Genomic DNA, 18,894 nt, shown 5'->3' on the forward strand with positions numbered 1-18,894 from the left:
TTAAACCTTATGTTTCTTAAGCTATTGCGTTCTATTATTTTGGGGCTAATTGTTGCCGGTATCTTGCTGGTCGCAATGCCTATGCTTCGCAATCCTGGCCACTTATTTTCTGGCAATAGCAATAGTTTAGATGACGAGGTTCCTGCCAGTTATAACCAGGCAGTACGCCGCGCAGCACCTGCGGTAGTGAATGTGTACAACCGCAGTCTGGGTTCCTCGCAGGAGGGGCTGGCCATCCGAACGCTAGGTTCTGGCGTGATTATGAGTGATAAGGGCTATATCCTTACCAATAAACACGTTATCAATAATGCAGAACAGATCATTGTGGCATTACAAAATGGCCGCATATACGAAGCATTACTGGTTGGCTCAGATAGCCTGACTGATTTAGCCGTTCTGAAAATTGATGCCACCAATCTGCCAATTATTCCCATTAATATTAACCGCACGCCGCACATTGGTGATGTGGTACTGGCAATCGGTAATCCTTATAACCTTGGCCAGACCGTGACTCAGGGGATTATCAGCGCCACCGGGCGTATTGGTTTAAGTGACTCAGGGCGACAAAATTTCCTTCAGACAGATGCCTCGATCAACCAGGGTAATTCCGGTGGTGCGCTGGTGAATACATTGGGCGAGCTGATGGGGATTAATACCCTCTCGTTTGATAAAAGTAGCAATGGTGAGACACCGGAAGGTATTGGCTTTGCGATTCCAACCGCGTTGGCGACTAAAGTGATGGAGAAACTCATCCGTGACGGGCGGGTTATCCGTGGTTATATCGGGATTACCGGTGAGGAATATCCGCCTTTCAATGCCAGCGGAAATAGTGCAGATCGGATACACGGAATTAAGGTCAATGCCATATCAGAACACGGTCCGGCGGCCGAGGCGGGTCTACAAATTGGCGATATCATTCTTAGCGTTAATAATAAGCCAGCGACGTCCGTTATAGAAACTATGGATCAGGTGGCAGAAATCCGCCCTGGCACCACAATTCCTGTTTTGTTATTACGCCATGGTCAGCAGCTCACAACGCAGATTATTATCAGTGAGTTAGATCAGAATGCCGTGCTGGGCCAGCAGCCAACGTCACAGCGGTAAGGTTCATCGGCTTAAAAAAATGCCAGCTCGGTATCATCGGCTGGCATCTGTCTTTTAGCGCTTCAGTGACGACTTACTCGCCTTTAATACGCTCAATTTTGGCACCCAGTGCGCGCAGTTTATCTTCAATGCGTTCATAGCCGCGATCGATATGATAGATCCGGTCAACAATCGTCACCCCTTCCGCGATGCAACCGGCTAATACCAAGCTGGCAGAAGCTCGCAAATCGGTCGCCATCACCTGCGCTCCGGAAAGCTGCTCGACACCATAGCAAATCACGGTATTGCTTTCGATTTCTGCATGTGCGCCCATACGAATAAGCTCAGGTACATGCATGAAACGGTTTTCAAAGATTGTTTCAGTGATAACACCCGTACCTTCAGCCACCAGATTCAATAAACTAAACTGGGCCTGCATGTCAGTCGGGAACCCCGGATGCGGCGCGGTGCGCAAGGTAACGGCTTTAGGGCGTTTACCGCGCATATCGAGGCTAATCCAGTCATCACCAACTTCAATATCCGCACCAGCTTCACGCAACTTAGCCAATACCGCATCCAAAGTATCAGGGCGAGTCTGATGACAAACGACTTTGCCACCTGAAATGGCCGCGGCAACCAGGAAAGTACCGGTTTCGATACGATCAGGTAACACGCGGTATACGCCGCCACCCAAGCGAGCCACGCCTTCGATAGTAATACGGTCAGTACCTGCGCCACTAATTTTGGCACCCAGCGTATTTAGGAAATTCGCTGTATCAACGATTTCCGGTTCACGGGCCGCGTTCTCAATTACGGTAGTACCTTCAGCCAGTGTCGCAGCACTCATAATGGTGACGGTCGCGCCAACGCTGACTTTATCCATGACGATATGTGCGCCTTTCAAGCGCCCATTAACGGATGCTTTAACGTAGCCTTCTTCCAGCTTGATTTCTGCACCCAATTGTTCCAAACCGGTGATATGCAAGTCAACCGGACGTGCGCCGATAGCGCAGCCGCCCGGTAAGGAAACTTGCCCTTTACCAAAACGTGCCACCAGCGGCCCCAGTGCCCAGATAGAGGCACGCATGGTTTTTACCAAATCATAAGGCGCGCAAAACTCATCAACACCACTGGCATCAACAAAAACAGAGCCGGAAGCATCACGCTCAATTTTAGTACCCAATTGGCTCAGTAGCTTGATAGTGGTATCAATGTCTTTAAGCTTTGGGACGTTTTGCAATTCTACCGGTTCTTCCGCCAATAAAGCGGCGAACAATATGGGTAACGCGGCGTTTTTCGCACCAGAAATAGTGACTTCACCGCTCAGGCAAGTCCGCCCCTCTACACGAAATTTATCCATTATGACCACTCTCAGTTGTTGTCAAAATACTAGTGTCAAATTCGAATTCACTGCCCGCCTGATAAGCTGTTTACGACACGTCCGGACAGCCCATCAGCCGACAGTATTAAAAACCGTTTAGCTTGCGATCCCGTTGCCACTCTTGCGGCGTATAAGCCTTGATTGATAAGGCATGGATACGGTTATCAGCGATATATTCCATCAGCGGCGCATAAACAGCCTGCTGTTTCTTTACCCGGCTCATGTCGGCAAACAGCTCGCCGACAGCAATCACTTGAAAGTGGCTGCCTTCACCCGTTACATGAACTTCTTGCAGTGCTAATGCATTCATCAGCACGTCTTTAATTTCGTTAGTATCCATAAGATTCAGTCTATTTTAAGAGGAGCATAGCCAGCCAAACATATTAGTGGAATACGGCTTGCTCCGAAACTAAAGAAAAGCCCCTGCGTCATAAATACTCACAGGGGCCTGAAAAACGTTATCTTTTAGATAAACGACGGCACAAATAACCGCTCACTTAACTCTCTAGAGGGCCGTTTCCACCGGGATGATGTGCTGGAGATTGTACAGCTCAATCAAGGTCGAAAGCCGATCACTGACACCGATGACAGTTAATGAGACACCTTGCCTGGCACGCAGTTCACGAAAATGCACCAGTAATGCCAAACCGGATGAATCGACGCGCTGTAATTGGCTGACATCGATATGCGTCTTATCCGCCAGCAACACCTCACGTTGCTGCCAAAGCGGGAGCAACGTTTCACGATCCAATTCACCTTGTAGTATCAAGGTCTCCTGCTGAGACAGCCAGCTTAGTTTGTCTGCCATAATTAGGGTTTATCTAAGGTAATAGGCTGTTTCGCAGCGCTCAACAACTGTAGCGTCAGGCCATCAATCCCTTGCTGACGCAGGATAGAGGCCCACTCATTTTGCTTGGTGCTGATCATGCTCACCCCTTCGGCTATCATGTCATAAGCCTGCCAGTGACCGGTCTGGCTGTTTTTACGCCACTGGAAATCGAGTCGAACCGGTGGGCGGCCATTCGGATCGAGAATAGTGACACGAATGGCAACGATATTGTCTTCACCCAACGGCCGGTCTGGGGCAACATCGTAAGTCTGGCCGTGGTACATCGCCAATGCCTGACCGTATGCCTGCTCCAGATATTGGCTGAAAGCATTAAAGTAGGCTTCGCGTTGGGCGGGCGTCGCGGCTTTATAGTAGCTGCCTAACACCAATGCACCGGCATACTTGATTTGAACAAATGGCAGCAGCTCTTCACGCACGATGGTACGCAAATAATCGGGATTTTGCTTAATCTGCGACTGCTCGTTCTTCAGTCGCGTAAAGGTTCTTTGCGCTGCTTCATCCATCATGCGGTATGGGTTGGTCTGATCGACCGCATTAGCCAAAGGTGCGACGACCAACAAGGCGACCATAAGTAAACGTTTAAACATTCAAATACCCTCTTAAGGATGTTGCGTTGCAGGTAAGCTGCCATTTTCAGCAGGTACGGGTGCCGCAGCCGTTGGAGCTGCCTCGCCAGTTGGTGTATCGGAATTGCCCCCCCCACTCTTGTACAGGAACTGACCAATAAGGTCTTCCAGAACCAGCGCAGATTTGGTGTCTTGAATTATGCCACCATCTTTCACGATACCGGTCCCCATTTCAGGATCTTCAAAACCCACACTCAATGCCAGAAATTGTTCGCCCAATAAACCCGAAGTGCGTACAGCCAGTGAGCTGGTGTCCGGGATATGGTTGTAACGTTGCTGAATATCCATCGCAACACGCGGCGTATAGTTTTTGGTATCCAGCGTAATTTCCGCCACCCGGCCTACGACCACGCCGCCAATTTTGACGGGTGAATTGGTTTTCAACCCGCCGATATTGTCAAAATTTGCATAAATGCGGTACGTCGGTTGATTGCCTACTGACTTGATATCCGCAACTTTCAGGCAGAGAAATACCACAGCCAGAATAGCTATCAGTATAAACACCCCTACCCAGACTTCACTTTTCTTCGTTTGCATCGACTCAATTCCCAAACATCAGTGCTGTCAGCACAAAATCTAATCCCAATACCGCCAGTGATGAATGCACCACGGTACGGGTCGTTGCCCGGCTAATCCCTTCAGACGTTGGGATCGCATCATAACCATTGAACAGCGCAATCCAGGTCACGGTAATCGCAAATACCAGACTCTTAATCAGGCAATTCAGTAAATCTGTCCGCCACTCGACGGCATTTTGCATCGCTGACCAGAAGAAACCCGCATCAATTCCCTTCCAATCAACACCGACCACTGAACCGCCCCAAATACCGACGGCCACAAAAATAGCGGTCAACAGTGGCATACTGATAAGCCCCGCCCAGAAGCGGGGTGCAACCACCCGCCGCAGGGGGTCGATAGCCATCATTTCCAGGCTGGAAATCTGCTCGGTAGCCTTCATCAAACCGATTTCCGCGGTCAGCGCGGAACCGGCGCGGCCGGCAAACAGCAGTGCGGTCACCACAGGCCCCAGTTCACGCAACAGCGATAAGGAGACCATCATGCCAAGACTGGCCTCAGCACTGTAGGTCGTGAGGATCAAAAAGCCCTGTAACCCCAAAACCATGCCGATAAACAGGCCAGAAACCACAATAATCAGTAACGATTGCACTCCAACGCTATACAGCTGTTTTACGAGCAATGGCCACTGTTTTCGCGGTTCGGGCCGCCCGATAAGGGCATTGAACAGCATTAAACCTGCGCGACCAAAGGATACGCAGACATTAATGCCTCTGCGCCCTAAAGACGCTAACGCCTGTACTAACATGAATACTCCATCAGCCTATACCTTTCGTATTTGAACCTGCACGCGTGCTAGCTTGCGGCCGTCCTGCAACGCCAATTACTTGGTGTAAAGCAGCTCAGTTTTATAATCCCCGGCTGGGAAACGGAAAGGTACCGGCCCATCGGCAATGCCATCAAGAAACTGGCGCACCCGCGTGTCACCATTCGTTTGTAACTGCTCAGGCGTCCCTTCGGCGATAACATGTTGATCAGCAACGATATAGGCATAATCAGCAATACTAAGCACCTCAGGCACATCATGGGAGACCACCACACAAGTGACTCCCAGCGCATGATTCAGCTCATCAATCAATTTTACCAGTACACCCATCGTAATCGGATCCTGCCCGACAAAAGGCTCATCAAACATAATCAGTTCAGGATCAAGAGCAATCGCCCGCGCCAATGCAGCACGCCGCGCCATACCACCGGAAAGCTCGGCTGGCATCAAGTTAGCAGCGCCGCGCAAACCGACAGCTTCCAGCTTCATCATGACGGTGCTGTGTAGCAACTCTTCCGGCAAATGACTGTGTTCGCGTAATGGGAAAGCCACATTCTCAAATACGGTTAAATCAGTAAACAGTGCCCCCGATTGAAACAACATGCTCATTTTCTTACGCACATCATACAAACGCTGACGCGAAAGCGCTGGAATATTATCACCATCGAACCAGATTTCACCGGTATCAGGTGTCAATTGTCCACCAATTAGGCGTAACAATGTGGTTTTACCAATCCCGGAAGGCCCCATAATCGCAGTCACCTTGCCGCGTGGAACCGTCATATTGATATCAGTGAATATAGGGCGCTCTCCACGGGTAAAACTCATCCCGCGAATTTCTATCAAATTCGACGCCAGTTGGTTCATTATTATTCGTCCCTTAAGGCCATTTATGACTCATTTTGACACCAATGCTACATCAAATAGCAGCAATGAGCGCAATTGGAAGTATTTTGGCAATTTATTGACGCTTTTTTGTCGCCAAAGTTGCCATAAGTTTTACTTTTCTGGTTCTCACAGTCAAAATTAGAGGGAAAGTAAAAAAAGTGTATTTTCAGTCATTGTTGCCTGACGGCTCACATGTACCAACAGCGAAAACTGCTACCAACGGATCAAGATTATATATCCAAAGTCATTGGCGTTGCAGGAAGGCGACAAGCGAACGATCCCCTGTAACTTCAAGGACACAGGGTATACCCAATAAAGGACTCTGCATGTTTCTTGCAATAACACTATTAATCATTGGATTGGTTTTATTAGTGTATGGCGCTGATCGATTAGTCTATAGCGCTGCGGTATTATCCCGTTCTTTCGGCATCCCCCCATTAATTATTGGGATGACTATCGTCGGTATCGGTACGTCACTGCCGGAGTTGATTGTTTCAGTGACAGCGGCCCTGAACGACCAAACCGATATGGCGGTGGGGAATGTGCTGGGGTCGAATATTACCAATCTGTTGCTGATTGTGGGGGGCGCGGCCCTTATCCGCCCGCTGACGGTACGCTCAGAGATCCTGCGGCGCGAACTGCCGTTGATGTTGGTCGTCACGGTATTGTGTGGTTTTCTGCTGGCTGATAATCATCTGAGCCGGGGAGATGGCGTTGTCTTGCTGCTGGCAGCGGCGATATTTATCATTTTAATACTAAAAATCGCGCGGCTGGCACACGCTCAGGGCAATGATATCCTGACCCGTGAGCAATTAGCTGAATTACCTCAGGATAGTAGCAATACCGTCGCATTATTGTGGCTGGTTCTGGCCTTCATTATTTTACCCCTGTCAGCCAAAATGATTATCGATAATGCCACAGTGATTGCCAGAGTCGCGGGAGTCAGTGAGTTGGTTATTGGCCTGACGGTCATCGCTATCGGCACCAGCCTGCCAGAATTGGCGACGTTTATCGCCGGGGCGCTGAAAGGGGAAGATGATATGGCTGTCGGCAATATCATCGGCTCAAATATTTTTAATATCGTGATTGTTCTCGGTGTACCCGCTCTGCTATCACCGGGAGAAATCAATCCCGAGGCTTTCCAGCGTGATTATTGGGTGATGCTCGGCGTCAGCGTGGTATTCACGCTATTGTGTCTGGGGCGCAAACATCGAATCAACCGTATGGCTGGCACTCTGTTATTATGTGGGTTTATCGCTTATCTTGCGGTGCTGTTTTTCGCTCCATTCAGTGCGGCATAACATAAACAATGCCGTATACAGGAACCAAATATGTCTACTTTTGATTTACAGCCGGATCTTGATTTACAGCGAGGAGTGAATTTCCAGCAGGCGGGTAAACAGGTATTACACATTGAGCGCGAAGGGTTGGCACAACTCGATCAATACATTAATGACGATTTCGCCAAAGCCTGTGAGACGATATTTAACTGTCATGGCAAAGTCGTGGTAATGGGGATGGGCAAATCTGGGCATATTGGTTGCAAAATTGCCGCCACTTTTGCCAGCACAGGCACGCCTGCATTCTTTGTTCATCCGGGCGAGGCCAGCCACGGTGACCTTGGCATGGTGACACGCCAGGATATTGTGTTAGCCATCTCCAATTCAGGGGAATCCAACGAAATTCTCGCGTTGATTCCGGTGCTTAAGCGCCAGAGAATCCCGCTTATCTGCATGAGCAATAACCCTGAAAGCACGATGGGTAAAGCCGCTGACATCCATTTGTGCATTAAAGTGCCACAAGAAGCCTGTCCGCTAGGTTTAGCCCCTACCACCAGCACCACCGCGACGCTGGTGATGGGCGATGCGCTGGCGGTCGCGTTGTTGCAAGCGCGTGGTTTCACTCAGGAAGATTTTGCCCTTTCTCACCCCGGCGGCGCGCTGGGCCGCAAATTGCTGTTACGGATCAGCGATATTATGCACACCGGTGCAGATATTCCTCACATCAGCCCTGATGCTTCATTACGAGATGCCCTACTGGAAATTACTCGGAAAAATCTGGGTTTAACCGTAATCTGTGACGATTTGATGATGATTAAAGGTATCTTTACCGACGGCGACTTGCGGCGAGTATTTGATATGGGAATTGATCTGAATAACGCGAAAATTGCGGATGTCATGACCGGCGGAGGTATCCGGGTGCGGCCAACCATGCTGGCGGTGGATGCTCTCAATCTGATGGAGTCACGCCATATTACCGCATTGTTAGTGGCCGATGGCGATCAATTGCTGGGTGTGGTGCATATGCACGACATGCTGAGAGCCGGTGTAGTTTAATAAAAGGTAAATTATGAGCACCCCTTATCTGGACACATGCTATGGGCCAGTCGCAAGCAGCGTGATGCAGCGCGCGGCGAAAATTCGCCTGCTGATTTGTGATGTTGATGGCGTGATGTCCGATGGCCTGATTTATATGGGTAATCAGGGCGAAGAGCTGAAAGCATTCAACGTACGTGATGGCTATGGCATCCGCTGCCTGATAACCTCAGGTATTGAAGTGGCGATTATTACTGGTCGCCAGGCCAAATTATTGGAAGACCGCGCTAACACATTGGGCATTACCCACCTTTATCAAGGGCAATCTGATAAGCTGATCGCCTATAATGAATTATTAGCGGCATTACGATGTGAGCCTGAACAAGTGGCTTATATTGGTGATGACCTGATCGATTGGCCGGTAATGGCCCGTGTTGGGTTATCGGTCGCCGTAGCTGATGCTCACCCATTGCTGCTGCCAAAAGCGCACTACGTCACACAGATTAATGGCGGGCGCGGTGCGGTACGTGAAGTCTGTGATTTAATATTATTGGCTCAAGATAAGCTTGACGGTGCCAAAGGATTGTCGATATGAGTACAACAAGACGCTGGATAACAATATTTCTGGCACTGGTTGCTTTGGCACTAATTGGCTGGAATATGTCCGGTTTTAATCAGCAGAGCATCCCAAAAGTGACGGATGACACTGAGCCGTCTTCGCAGAGCCAACATACTGTGACCGTGGTTTTTAATCCAGTCGGGCAATTAAATTACAAATTGGTGGCGGAAGACGTTCAGAACTTCAGTGTTCAGGAATTAACCTGGTTTACCAAACCGGTTATGACTCTGTTTGGTGATAATGCGGTTGCGACCTGGACTGTGCGGGCTGATCGCGCCAAGTTGACCGATGATAAAATGCTCTATTTGTATGGTCATGTTGAAGTTGATAGCCTGACCCCGGACGCACAGTTACAAAAAATTAAAACCGATAACGCCCAGGTTAATTTGATCACTCAGGATGTATCCTCAGACGATGAAGTTACCCTCTTTGGTGTTGGATTTACATCTAACGGCATGAAAATGCGTGGGAACTTGCGGGATAAAACCGCCGAGCTGATTGAAAAGGTTAAAACCTCTTATGAAATCCAAAAATAAAATTCGTCATCTTTTGCTTGCCAGCTCACTTTTGGCCGCAAGCCTGCCTGCTCTGGCGTTAACCGGCGATACCGATCAACCGGTTAACGTTGACTCAGTCAAACAAGCGTTAGATATGGCGGCGAATACCGTCACCTTCACCGACAACGTGATTATCAGGCAAGGTACCATTGAGATTAAGGCTGATAAAGTGGTTGTTACCCGCCCTGGCGGTGATCAGAGCAAAATGGTCATCGAAGGCTATGGTAATCCAGTGACTTTCTACCAGATGCAGGACAGCGGTAAGCCGGTCAAGGGGCACGGGCAGAAATTGCGTTACGAAGTCGCTAATGATTTTGTCGTCTTGACCGGTAATGCCTACCTGGAGCAACTTGATAGTAATATCAAAGGCGACCGCATCACTTATCTGGTGAAAAAACAGCAGATGGAAGCCTTCAGTGATAAAGGCAATCGCGTGACAACGGTACTGTTACCGTCCCAATTACAAGACAAAGGGCCAGCAGCGTCAGGCCAAAAGAAGAGTAAGTAATCATTTATGGCAACATTAATCGCAGAAAAGCTGGCTAAGGCGTACAAAGGCCGTAAAGTAGTCGAAGACGTCAGCCTGAACGTGAAGTCCGGTGAGATTGTGGGCCTGCTTGGGCCGAACGGCGCGGGTAAAACCACCACTTTTTATATGGTCGTCGGCATTGTCCAGCGTGACGCCGGGCGTATTGTGATTGATGACGAAGATATCAGCCTGTTGCCTCTGCATGAACGTGCACGCCGTGGTATTGGCTATTTGCCACAAGAGGCTTCTATCTTTCGTCGCCTGAGTGTTTTTAACAATCTGATGGCGGTGCTGGAAATCCGTAAAGACCTGTCAACTGAACAGCGTCAGGAACGGGCTGATGAATTAATGGAAGAGTTCCATATTACTCATTTACGTGACAGCCTGGGCCAATCACTCTCCGGTGGTGAACGTCGCAGGGTTGAAATCGCCCGCGCACTGGCTGCAAATCCTAAATTCATTCTACTGGATGAGCCGTTTGCTGGGGTTGACCCGATTTCTGTTATCGATATCAAGAAAATTATTGAACATCTGCGCGACAGTGGCCTTGGCGTTCTGATTACCGACCATAACGTGCGTGAAACGCTGGACGTTTGTGAGCGGGCTTATATTGTAAGCCAGGGGCACTTAATCGCTCACGGTACACCACAGGAAATTTTGGCTGACGAACAAGTTAAGCGTGTTTATCTCGGTGAAGAGTTCCGCCTCTAACCGCACGATTAACTGGGTAAGACGCTTGTCATCCATAAAGGAAAATTAATACCGCATTATGAAGCAAGGTTTGCAACTCAAGTTCAGCCAACAACTGGCGATGACTCCGCAGCTTCAACAGGCCATTCGCTTGTTGCAACTTTCTACGCTTGAACTCCAGCAGGAGATTCAATTAGCGTTGGAGAGTAACCCCCTGCTTGAGCAAACTGATCTTCACGAAGAGATTGATGCCAAAGAAGTCGTAGACAGTGAATCGCTTGATACCCGCGAGGCGCTGGAACAAAAAGATATGCCGGAAGAGTTGCCGCTTGATGCCACCTGGGATGAAATTTACACCGCAGGAACGCCATCAGGTATGGGCAATGATTACAGCGAGGACGAATTACCGGTCTATCAGGGGGAAACTACCCAAACGCTGCAAGATTATCTGATGTGGCAAGTGGATTTGACGCCGTTCTCTGATACCGATGCCGCCATCGCAACCTCTATCGTCGATGCCGTGGATGAGACGGGCTATCTCACCGTCCCGCTGGAAGACATCTTAGAAAGCATGGGCGATGAAAATGTCGCACTAGATGAAGTCGAAGCGGTACTCAAGCGAATCCAACACTTTGATCCCATTGGTGTTGCCGCCAGAAATCTGCGTGAATGCCTGCTGGTACAGTTATCGCAATATGCCAAAGACACCCCCTATCTGGCTGAAGCACGCCTGGTCATTAGCGAATATCTGGATTTGCTAGGCAACCATGATTTCCGCACGATGATCCGTTTAAGTCGGCTAAAAGAAGATACACTGAAAGAAGCGATCGCCTTGATCCAGTCGTTGGACCCGCGTCCTGGCCAATCTATCAATACCGGGGAGTCTGAATATGTCATCCCCGATGTGCTGGTACACAAAGACAAAGGCCAGTGGGTGGTCGAACTGAATGCCGATAGCATTCCCCGTCTGAAGATTAATCAACAGTATGCGGCGATGGGCAGCAGTACGCGCAATGATAGCGACGGGCAGTTTATCCGTAGCAATCTACAAGAAGCGAAATGGCTGATAAAAAGCCTTGAAAGCCGTAATGAAACGCTACTCAAAGTGGCGCGTTGCATTGTTGAGCAACAGGTCGCATTCTTTGAAAATGGGGCAGAATTTATGAAACCTATGGTGCTGGCTGATATTGCCCAAGCCGTAGATATGCATGAATCGACGATCTCCCGCGTGACCACGCAGAAATTCCTGCACAGTCCTCGGGGGATTTTCGAGCTGAAATATTTCTTCTCCAGTCACGTCAATACCGATAGCGGGGGCGAAGCCTCTTCCACTGCTATTCGTGCACTGGTGAAAAAATTGGTTGCGGCAGAAAACCCAGCCAAACCACTGAGTGACAGCAAGCTCACCACACTGTTATGTGAACAAGGCATTATGGTGGCGCGGCGCACTGTTGCGAAGTACCGAGAGTCGTTATCCATCCCGCCGTCAAATCAGCGTAAACAGTTGGTTTGACCTGAACTGAGAAGGAAGACACTATGCAGCTCAACATTACCGGTCATCATGTAGAAATAACCGAAGCATTACGCGAGTTTGTTACCACAAAATTTGCCAAACTTGAGCAATATTTTGATCGCATTAACCAGGTGTATGTGGTTTTAAGTGTCGAAAAAGTAAAACAAATTGCAGAAGCAACGGTGCATGTGAATGGAGGCGAGTTGCACGCTAGCTCGGACCAAGAAGATATGTATGCCGCAATTGATATTTTGGTTGATAAACTGGCCCGCCAGTTGAACAAACATAAAGATAAATTGAAACAGCATTAAGAATCTTTGCGGCTATTATTCACCAACCAAGGTTTACACTCGCTACTTAGCCTGAACCGGTAGTAGGAAATATCTCCACCACCGGTTTCAGGTGTAAAACAGCGTTTAAGTGAAAGATGAGATGATCAACGATCCAGCATTGCAATTAAGCTCGGTATTAAATATCGAGTGCACCAAAAGCGCCGTACATTGCACCAGTAAAAAACGGGCTTTGGAAATTATCAGCGAGTTAGCGGCCAGGCAGCTAAACCTACCATCACAGGTCGTTTTCGATGCGGTACTAACACGCGAACGCATGGGCAGTACCGGTATTGGTAACGGTATCGCGATACCTCACGGCAAGTTGGAAGAAGATACACTGCGTGCAGTGGGTGTATTTATCCGTCTGGAACAACCAATAGCCTTCGATGCTATTGATAACCAACCGGTTGATCTATTATTTGCCTTGTTGGTTCCGGCAGATCAATGTAAAACTCATTTACACACTTTGTCTTTAGTGGCCAAGAGATTAGCTGATAAAACAGTGTGTCGGCGTTTACGTGCAGCGCAAAGTGATGAAGAGCTTTATCAGATAATGACAGAAGTGCCGTCAGAAACAGCGTAACTTGGCAAATAGCGTCTGTTTTGTTCGCTATGTCCGGCTCTTATAGCCAGAATGCAGGTTCCTAATTGTGGCGATAAACGCCAATGAGATACCAAGGGGAGTCACTCACATGGTGCTGATGATTGTCAGCGGCCGTTCCGGTTCAGGGAAGTCTGTTGCTTTGCGTGCCTTGGAAGATATGGGCTTTTATTGTGTCGATAACTTGCCCGTGGTTCTGCTGCCACAATTGGCGAATACACTTGCCGGGAGGAATATCTCGGCCGCGGTGAGCATAGACGTGCGCAATATGCCGGAATCTCCTGAGGTATTTGAACTCGCGATGACTCAACTGCCGGACAGCTTCTCACCACAGTTGCTATTTTTGGATGCTGACCGTAATACCCTGATTCGCCGCTACAGTGATACTCGTCGTTTGCATCCGTTGTCGGCTAAGAATCTGTCATTAGAAAGTGCTATCGATGAAGAAAGTATCCTGCTGGAGCCTCTGCGCTCACGGGCTGATCTGGTTATTGATACCTCGGAAATGTCAGTACATGAGCTGGCCGAAATGCTGCGTACCCGCCTGTTGGGTAAACGTGAGCGCGAGCTGACGATGGTGTTTGAGTCCTTTGGCTTTAAACACGGTATTCCTATTGATGCCGATTATGTCTTCGATGTTCGTTTCCTGCCAAACCCACACTGGGACCCCAAATTACGTCCGATGACAGGCTTGGATAAACCGGTAATCTCCTTCCTCGATCGCCATACTGAAGTGCATAACTTTGTTTATCAGACCCGCAGCTATCTGGAACAGTGGCTGCCGATGCTGGAGACCAATAACCGCAGTTATCTGACGGTTGCCATTGGTTGTACCGGCGGTAAGCACCGTTCGGTCTATGTTGCTGAGCAATTAGCAGATTATTTCCGCGCTCGCGGTAAAAATGTCCAATCACGCCACCGAACTCTGGAAAAGCGTAAACAATGACCGTCAAACAAACTGTTGAGATCAAAAACAAGCTGGGGATGCACGCCCGGCCAGCCATGAAACTGTTTGAGCTGGTCCAAAGTTTTGATGCAGAAGTAATGTTACGCAATGACAGTGGTACCGAGGCTGAAGCCAGCAGTGTGATTGCACTGCTGATGCTAGATTCTGCCAAAGGTCGTCAGATTGAAGTTGAAGCCACCGGCCCTGATGAGATTCAGGCGCTGGCGGCAGTGATTGAGTTGTTTAATTCCGGGTTTGATGAGGACTGAGGTTTCAGTTCATGATTCACTGAAAGCAAATTCGAACTAACTCCCATTAGTAATCGTTTGCTAATCATAAAAAATACGGCTTTTCCCTCTTGCAGAGAAATCCCACGCGAGTATAATTCGCCACAATTTGCCGGGAGAAATGATGAAAAGCCGCTTGAATTTTGCTAAACATCGTCGTTTTGTTGAAAATGACCCGATCGACGGTCGACAAAATAGACTGCTAGCAGGCAGCCAATTGCCATTCTTTCTCCCGTTGCTAAACCGATCTCGTAAAGCCCCTCATTGAGGGGCTTTTTTTTGTCTGCTGATCGGAGCCAAATTAAGCATTATCACTAATTAAAATATATACCCTAAATAATTCGAGTTGCAGGAAGGCGGCAACTGAGCAAATCCCCAGGAGCTTACACAAGTCAGCGGCTGGGGTGAGCGAAAGCCGCCAACGCACATGCAGCTTGAAGTATAACGGGTCACACAGGAGAGCGAAAATGGCCAACCCGTTGTATCACAAGCATATCATCTCAATTAACGACTTATGTCGCGAGGAGCTGGAACTGGTATTGCGCACAGCCGCCAGTTTGAAAAGCCACCCGCAACCCGAGTTGTTAAAACACAAAGTGATCGCCAGTTGCTTTTTCGAAGCCTCGACCCGTACCCGCTTGTCATTTGAAACCTCGATTCACCGCTTGGGCGCATCAGTGGTTGGCTTCTCCGATAGCAGCCATACGTCGCTGGGTAAGAAAGGCGAAACACTAGCCGATACTATGTCGGTCATCAGCACCTATGTGGATGCCATTGTGATGCGCCACCCGCAGGAAGGCGCTGCACGGCTGGCTGCCCAATTCTCAGGCAATGTGCCGGTGGTCAACGCGGGCGACGGTGCCAACCAGCATCCAACGCAAACTCTGCTCGATTTGTTTACTATTCAGGAAACCCAAGGGCGGCTGGATAACATCAATATCGCGATGGTTGGCGACCTAAAATATGGCCGAACCGTACATTCACTAACGCAAGCGCTGGCCAAATTCGATGGTAACCGCTTCTTCTTTATCGCCCCAGACGCACTGGCAATGCCTACTTATATCTTGCAAATGCTGGAAGAAAAGGGGATTGAATACAGCTTGCATCAAAGCATAGAAGAAGTGGTGCCGCAGTTAGATATTCTCTATATGACCCGCGTGCAGAAAGAGCGCCTTGACCCCTCTGAATATGCTAACGTCAAAGCGCAGTTCATCTTACGTGCGGCAGATTTGAATAACGCACGGGACAACCTTAAAGTGCTGCACCCGCTGCCACGTATTGATGAGATCACCACCGATGTTGATAAAACCCCCTACGCCTACTATTTCCAACAGGCAGGTAACGGTATTTTTGCACGTCAGGCGCTGCTGGCGCTGGTATTAAACGCAGATTTGGCTCTTTAAGGGGATTGAACATGACTCAGGATTACAAACTACAGGTTGAAGCGATTAAATGCGGTACCGTGATTGACCATATTCCGGCGCAAATCGGCTTTAAATTGTTATCGCTGTTCAAACTCACGGCAACGGATCAACGCATCACTATTGGATTGAATTTGCCGTCAAAACGCTCTGGCCGTAAGGATCTGATTAAAATAGAAAATACCTTCCTGACTGAGCAGCAAGCTAACCAACTGGCCATGTATGCCCCCGATGCAACTGTTAACCGCATTGATAACTACGAAGTGGTAAAGAAGCTGACCCTCTGCCTGCCAGAGCATATTGACGCCGTACTTACCTGCCCCAACAGTAACTGCATCAGCCACAACGAACCGGTTAATTCCAGCTTTAAAGTGAAAGCACAAAAAGGTGAAATCCACCTTAAATGCAAATATTGCGAGAAGGAGTTCGACCATCAGGTGGTTTTACAGGCAGATTAAATGCTGCAAAAGGGTAATGTCCTGCCCAAGCGAATATTGGCGCACGTAACATTTACACTAGTGGCAATATTTTCCATCGTGGAACATCGCAAACTTAACGTGCCTGGGTTGCTGTAATCCAACCCATCTTTATAATAGAACTAATTAAATCCAGTCGATTTCACGGTGCAGGAAAGCGGATTATAGCGGCCTCGTAGGGGCAAGGCCCAAGGATGGGCCAAGTAGCGCGCAGCCAACACTCCTGCAATGTGAAAGATGACAGGTTCCTTTCGCATTACGTAACCAGGAGTCAATATGTCACGCATTATCAGCACTGAGCTAGCCCCTGCCGCCATCGGCCCATATGTTCAGGGTGTTGATCTGGGCAGTATGATCATCACGTCCGGTCAGATCCCGGTTGATCCGAAAACCGGTCTGGTGGCCGATGACGTTTCCGCTCAAGCTCGTCAATCACTGGAAAACGTGAAAGCCATCGTCGAAGCGGCAGGTTTAAAGGTTGCCGATATCGTGAAAACTACGGTATTCGTGAAAGATCTGAACGATTTCAGCACCGTAAACGCCACTTACGAAGCTTTCTTCAATGAACATAACGCACCGTTCCCTGCCCGCTCATGTGTTGAAGTTGCACGTCTGCCAAAAGATGTGAAAATAGAAATCGAAGCTATCGCGGTACGTCGTTAATTCCGATATAAACCGTCTACGGCTGACTATTGTCAGCCGTTTTTGCCGCTATCAATCCCGAATCCAATAAACGCCCTCATACTCTCGCAAAACCATCTCCTGTGGTTGGAAGGCGCTTTCACCATAGCTGCTCATCAGCAATTGCCAATGGCCATCCCGCTCTATCCCCTCCGGCTGCCATTGTTGCGGTTCACTGCTCAAGTTAGCCACCACCAGCAATTGCTTACCCTGCCAGTAACGTAAATAACACCACAAATTAGGGTGTTGTGGGCAGAGATCCTGATAGTCGCCAAAGGTGAACACATCATGTCGCTTGCGCAGGGCTATCAGATATTGATAAGCATAAAATACCGAATCGGCATCAGCCAGTGCGCTATCAACATTAATCTCAGCATAGTTACTGCATGGGGCAATCCACGGTGTTCCTTGGCTGAATCCGGCATTGTGGCGACTATTCCATTGCATCGGAGTGCGGCTATTATCACGGGATTTAGCCGCTAAAATCGCCAATAATTCGTCCGGTTCGCGCCCTTGCGCGCTCAACTCAGCAAACATATTCAGGCTTTCAACATCACGGTATTGATCAATTGAGGTGAAGTTGGGATTGGTCATACCAAGCTCTTCACCTTGATAGATATACGGCGTGCCCTGCATTCCATGCAGCACCATTGCCAGCATCTTGGCCGCTGGCAGACGCAATGCGCCCTCATCGCCAAAGCGTGACACAATGCGCGGCTGGTCGTGGTTGCACCAGAACAGCGCATTCCACGCACGGTTGTGCATCCCTTGTTGCCACTGATTAAAAATCTGCTTGAGTTCCACTCGATCCGGCGGCATCAGCGACCATTTCTCACCATTAAGATAATCCACTTTCAAATGATGGAAATTGAAGGTCATCGACAGCTCATCCCCTCCCAATGCGGCATAACGCTGGCAATGTTCAAGGCGAGTAGAGGACATCTCGCCCACCGTCATCAAGCCACGCGGCTGAAACACATCGCGGCTCATTTCTTGCAAAAATTCGTGGATACGTGGGCCATCGGTATAGAAACGGCGGCCATCTCCGTCTAAATCACTGGGGAAATCTTGCTGCTTGGACACCAGATTAATCACATCCAGACGCAAGCCGTCCACACCAATATCAGCCCAAAATTCGCACACTTTTTTCAATTCATCGCGTACCGGTGGGTGCTCCCAGTTGAGATCAGCCTGCTCGGTGGCAAATAAATGCAGATAATATTGGCCGCTTGTTGCGTGCCATTGCCAGGCATTGCCACCAAACTTTGAGCGCCAGTTATTCGGGGCATTCTCGCCCTCACCGTCACGCCAGATATAAAACTGACGGTATCGGCTATTGCGTTGTTGTGCGGCCTTAAACCAGGCGTGTTCAGTGGACGTATGATTGAACACCATATCCATCACGATACGAATACCACGTTGATGGGCGGCAGCAACCAGCGTTTTGAAGTCATCGAGGGTGCCATAAGCGGGGTCAATGGCGCAGTAATCCGCAACGTCATAGCCGTTATCTATTTGTGGTGAGACATAAACCGGCGTCAGCCAAATAGCATCGACACCGAGCTTTTGCAGATAATCCAGCCGTTGCGTCACCCCCGCCAGGTCACCATAACCATTACCGGTGCTGTCCTGAAAACTCTTCGGGTAAATCTGGTAAATGACGCCGTTTTGCCACCAAGGGATAGGATTATTCATCGCAGGCTCTTATTCATAGAAAAAATAGAAAAATGGAGATAAGGCTCCGCCAAAAGATAGCC

The 18,894-nt window shown here is 49.0% G+C and carries 23 protein-coding genes; 15 read left to right on the forward strand and 8 right to left on the reverse strand.

Annotated elements, in window-relative coordinates; genetic code table 11:
- The first annotated feature begins 9 nt into the window (after window positions 1-9).
- Window positions 10-1,104 carry an outer membrane-stress sensor serine endopeptidase DegS gene (gene degS / locus AT01_RS09975; RefSeq protein ID WP_042547045.1) on the forward strand — a complete coding sequence of 365 codons (1,095 nt, stop codon included), beginning with the start codon at window positions 10-12 and terminating at the stop codon, window positions 1,102-1,104.
- A gap of 73 nt (window positions 1,105-1,177) precedes the next feature.
- On the opposite strand, the gene murA is transcribed toward degS, so the two are convergent.
- The 7 genes from murA to mlaF all read right to left on the reverse strand — a co-directional run bounded on the left by murA (window position 1,178) and on the right by mlaF (window position 6,149).
- Complete coding sequence (gene murA, locus AT01_RS09980) at window positions 1,178-2,443, reverse strand: UDP-N-acetylglucosamine 1-carboxyvinyltransferase (protein WP_042547046.1); 1,266 nt, start codon at window positions 2,441-2,443, stop codon at window positions 1,178-1,180.
- A 106-nt stretch (window positions 2,444-2,549) separates the two neighbouring features.
- On the reverse strand, window positions 2,550-2,804 hold the full coding sequence (ibaG, locus tag AT01_RS09985) for a BolA family iron metabolism protein IbaG (protein WP_042547047.1): 255 nt from the start codon (window positions 2,802-2,804) through the stop codon (window positions 2,550-2,552).
- Window positions 2,805-2,969: 165 nt separating this feature from the next.
- Window positions 2,970-3,272 (reverse strand): lipid asymmetry maintenance protein MlaB, encoded by a 303-nt coding sequence (gene mlaB, locus AT01_RS09990; RefSeq protein ID WP_004701360.1) that lies wholly within the window; start codon window positions 3,270-3,272, stop codon window positions 2,970-2,972.
- Window positions 3,273-3,274: 2 nt separating this feature from the next.
- Window positions 3,275-3,901 (reverse strand): phospholipid-binding protein MlaC, encoded by a 627-nt coding sequence (mlaC, locus tag AT01_RS09995; RefSeq protein ID WP_004701362.1) that lies wholly within the window; start codon window positions 3,899-3,901, stop codon window positions 3,275-3,277.
- A 12-nt stretch (window positions 3,902-3,913) separates the two neighbouring features.
- On the reverse strand, window positions 3,914-4,477 hold the full coding sequence (gene mlaD, locus AT01_RS10000) for an outer membrane lipid asymmetry maintenance protein MlaD (RefSeq protein ID WP_042547048.1): 564 nt from the start codon (window positions 4,475-4,477) through the stop codon (window positions 3,914-3,916).
- A 4-nt stretch (window positions 4,478-4,481) separates the two neighbouring features.
- Entirely contained in the window at window positions 4,482-5,264 is a 783-nt protein-coding gene (gene mlaE, locus AT01_RS10005; protein WP_042547049.1) for a lipid asymmetry maintenance ABC transporter permease subunit MlaE, read from the reverse strand.
- A 75-nt stretch (window positions 5,265-5,339) separates the two neighbouring features.
- Entirely contained in the window at window positions 5,340-6,149 is an 810-nt protein-coding gene (gene mlaF, locus AT01_RS10010) for a phospholipid ABC transporter ATP-binding protein MlaF (RefSeq protein ID WP_004701368.1), read from the reverse strand.
- Window positions 6,150-6,496: 347 nt separating this feature from the next.
- On the opposite strand from mlaF, the gene AT01_RS10015 reads away from it, so the two are divergent.
- From AT01_RS10015 to ridA, 14 genes are all read left to right on the forward strand, one after another.
- Window positions 6,497-7,471 carry a calcium/sodium antiporter gene (locus AT01_RS10015; protein WP_042547050.1) on the forward strand — a complete coding sequence of 325 codons (975 nt, stop codon included), beginning with the start codon at window positions 6,497-6,499 and terminating at the stop codon, window positions 7,469-7,471.
- Between the two features lie 30 nt (window positions 7,472-7,501).
- Window positions 7,502-8,506, forward strand: coding sequence for an arabinose-5-phosphate isomerase KdsD (gene kdsD / locus AT01_RS10020; RefSeq protein ID WP_042547051.1), 1,005 nt, complete (start codon window positions 7,502-7,504; stop codon window positions 8,504-8,506).
- Between the two features lie 13 nt (window positions 8,507-8,519).
- Window positions 8,520-9,080: a 3-deoxy-manno-octulosonate-8-phosphatase KdsC gene (kdsC, locus tag AT01_RS10025; protein WP_042547052.1), complete on the forward strand. Its 561-nt coding sequence runs from the start codon at window positions 8,520-8,522 to the stop codon at window positions 9,078-9,080.
- Window positions 9,077-9,640, forward strand: coding sequence for an LPS export ABC transporter periplasmic protein LptC (lptC, locus tag AT01_RS10030; RefSeq protein ID WP_042547053.1), 564 nt, complete (start codon window positions 9,077-9,079; stop codon window positions 9,638-9,640). Before kdsC ends, lptC begins: the two co-directional genes overlap by 4 nt.
- Window positions 9,624-10,169 carry a lipopolysaccharide ABC transporter substrate-binding protein LptA gene (gene lptA / locus AT01_RS10035; protein WP_042547054.1) on the forward strand — a complete coding sequence of 182 codons (546 nt, stop codon included), beginning with the start codon at window positions 9,624-9,626 and terminating at the stop codon, window positions 10,167-10,169. Before lptC ends, lptA begins: the two co-directional genes overlap by 17 nt.
- Before the next feature lie 6 nt (window positions 10,170-10,175).
- On the forward strand, window positions 10,176-10,901 hold the full coding sequence (gene lptB / locus AT01_RS10040; RefSeq protein WP_004701380.1) for an LPS export ABC transporter ATP-binding protein: 726 nt from the start codon (window positions 10,176-10,178) through the stop codon (window positions 10,899-10,901).
- A 58-nt stretch (window positions 10,902-10,959) separates the two neighbouring features.
- Window positions 10,960-12,393 carry an RNA polymerase factor sigma-54 gene (gene rpoN / locus AT01_RS10045; protein ID WP_042547055.1) on the forward strand — a complete coding sequence of 478 codons (1,434 nt, stop codon included), beginning with the start codon at window positions 10,960-10,962 and terminating at the stop codon, window positions 12,391-12,393.
- A gap of 23 nt (window positions 12,394-12,416) precedes the next feature.
- Window positions 12,417-12,704 carry a ribosome hibernation promoting factor gene (gene hpf / locus AT01_RS10050; RefSeq protein ID WP_004701384.1) on the forward strand — a complete coding sequence of 96 codons (288 nt, stop codon included), beginning with the start codon at window positions 12,417-12,419 and terminating at the stop codon, window positions 12,702-12,704.
- 121 nt (window positions 12,705-12,825) lie between these two features.
- The gene (gene ptsN, locus AT01_RS10055) at window positions 12,826-13,308 is read left to right on the forward strand and encodes a PTS IIA-like nitrogen regulatory protein PtsN (RefSeq protein ID WP_042548585.1); all 483 of its coding nucleotides are present in this window, start codon (window positions 12,826-12,828) and stop codon (window positions 13,306-13,308) included.
- Window positions 13,309-13,417: 109 nt separating this feature from the next.
- Window positions 13,418-14,272: an RNase adapter RapZ gene (gene rapZ / locus AT01_RS10060; RefSeq protein ID WP_004701387.1), complete on the forward strand. Its 855-nt coding sequence runs from the start codon at window positions 13,418-13,420 to the stop codon at window positions 14,270-14,272.
- Complete coding sequence (gene npr, locus AT01_RS10065) at window positions 14,269-14,541, forward strand: PTS phosphocarrier protein NPr (protein WP_005162489.1); 273 nt, start codon at window positions 14,269-14,271, stop codon at window positions 14,539-14,541. The genes rapZ and npr overlap by 4 nt, the downstream gene beginning before the upstream one ends.
- A gap of 485 nt (window positions 14,542-15,026) precedes the next feature.
- Complete coding sequence (gene pyrB, locus AT01_RS10070) at window positions 15,027-15,962, forward strand: aspartate carbamoyltransferase (protein ID WP_042547056.1); 936 nt, start codon at window positions 15,027-15,029, stop codon at window positions 15,960-15,962.
- 11 nt (window positions 15,963-15,973) lie between these two features.
- On the forward strand, window positions 15,974-16,438 hold the full coding sequence (gene pyrI / locus AT01_RS10075) for an aspartate carbamoyltransferase regulatory subunit (protein ID WP_042547057.1): 465 nt from the start codon (window positions 15,974-15,976) through the stop codon (window positions 16,436-16,438).
- Between the two features lie 294 nt (window positions 16,439-16,732).
- Window positions 16,733-17,119 (forward strand): 2-iminobutanoate/2-iminopropanoate deaminase, encoded by a 387-nt coding sequence (ridA, locus tag AT01_RS10080; protein ID WP_042547058.1) that lies wholly within the window; start codon window positions 16,733-16,735, stop codon window positions 17,117-17,119.
- Between the two features lie 51 nt (window positions 17,120-17,170).
- Here the strand turns inward: ridA and treC are convergent, their stop codons facing one another.
- Window positions 17,171-18,832 carry an alpha,alpha-phosphotrehalase gene (gene treC, locus AT01_RS10085; RefSeq protein WP_042547059.1) on the reverse strand — a complete coding sequence of 554 codons (1,662 nt, stop codon included), beginning with the start codon at window positions 18,830-18,832 and terminating at the stop codon, window positions 17,171-17,173.
- Window positions 18,833-18,894 lie beyond the last annotated feature (62 nt).

The organism is Yersinia aldovae 670-83 (genome assembly GCF_000834395.1).
Taxonomy (GTDB): Bacteria; Pseudomonadota; Gammaproteobacteria; order Enterobacterales; family Enterobacteriaceae; genus Yersinia; species Yersinia aldovae.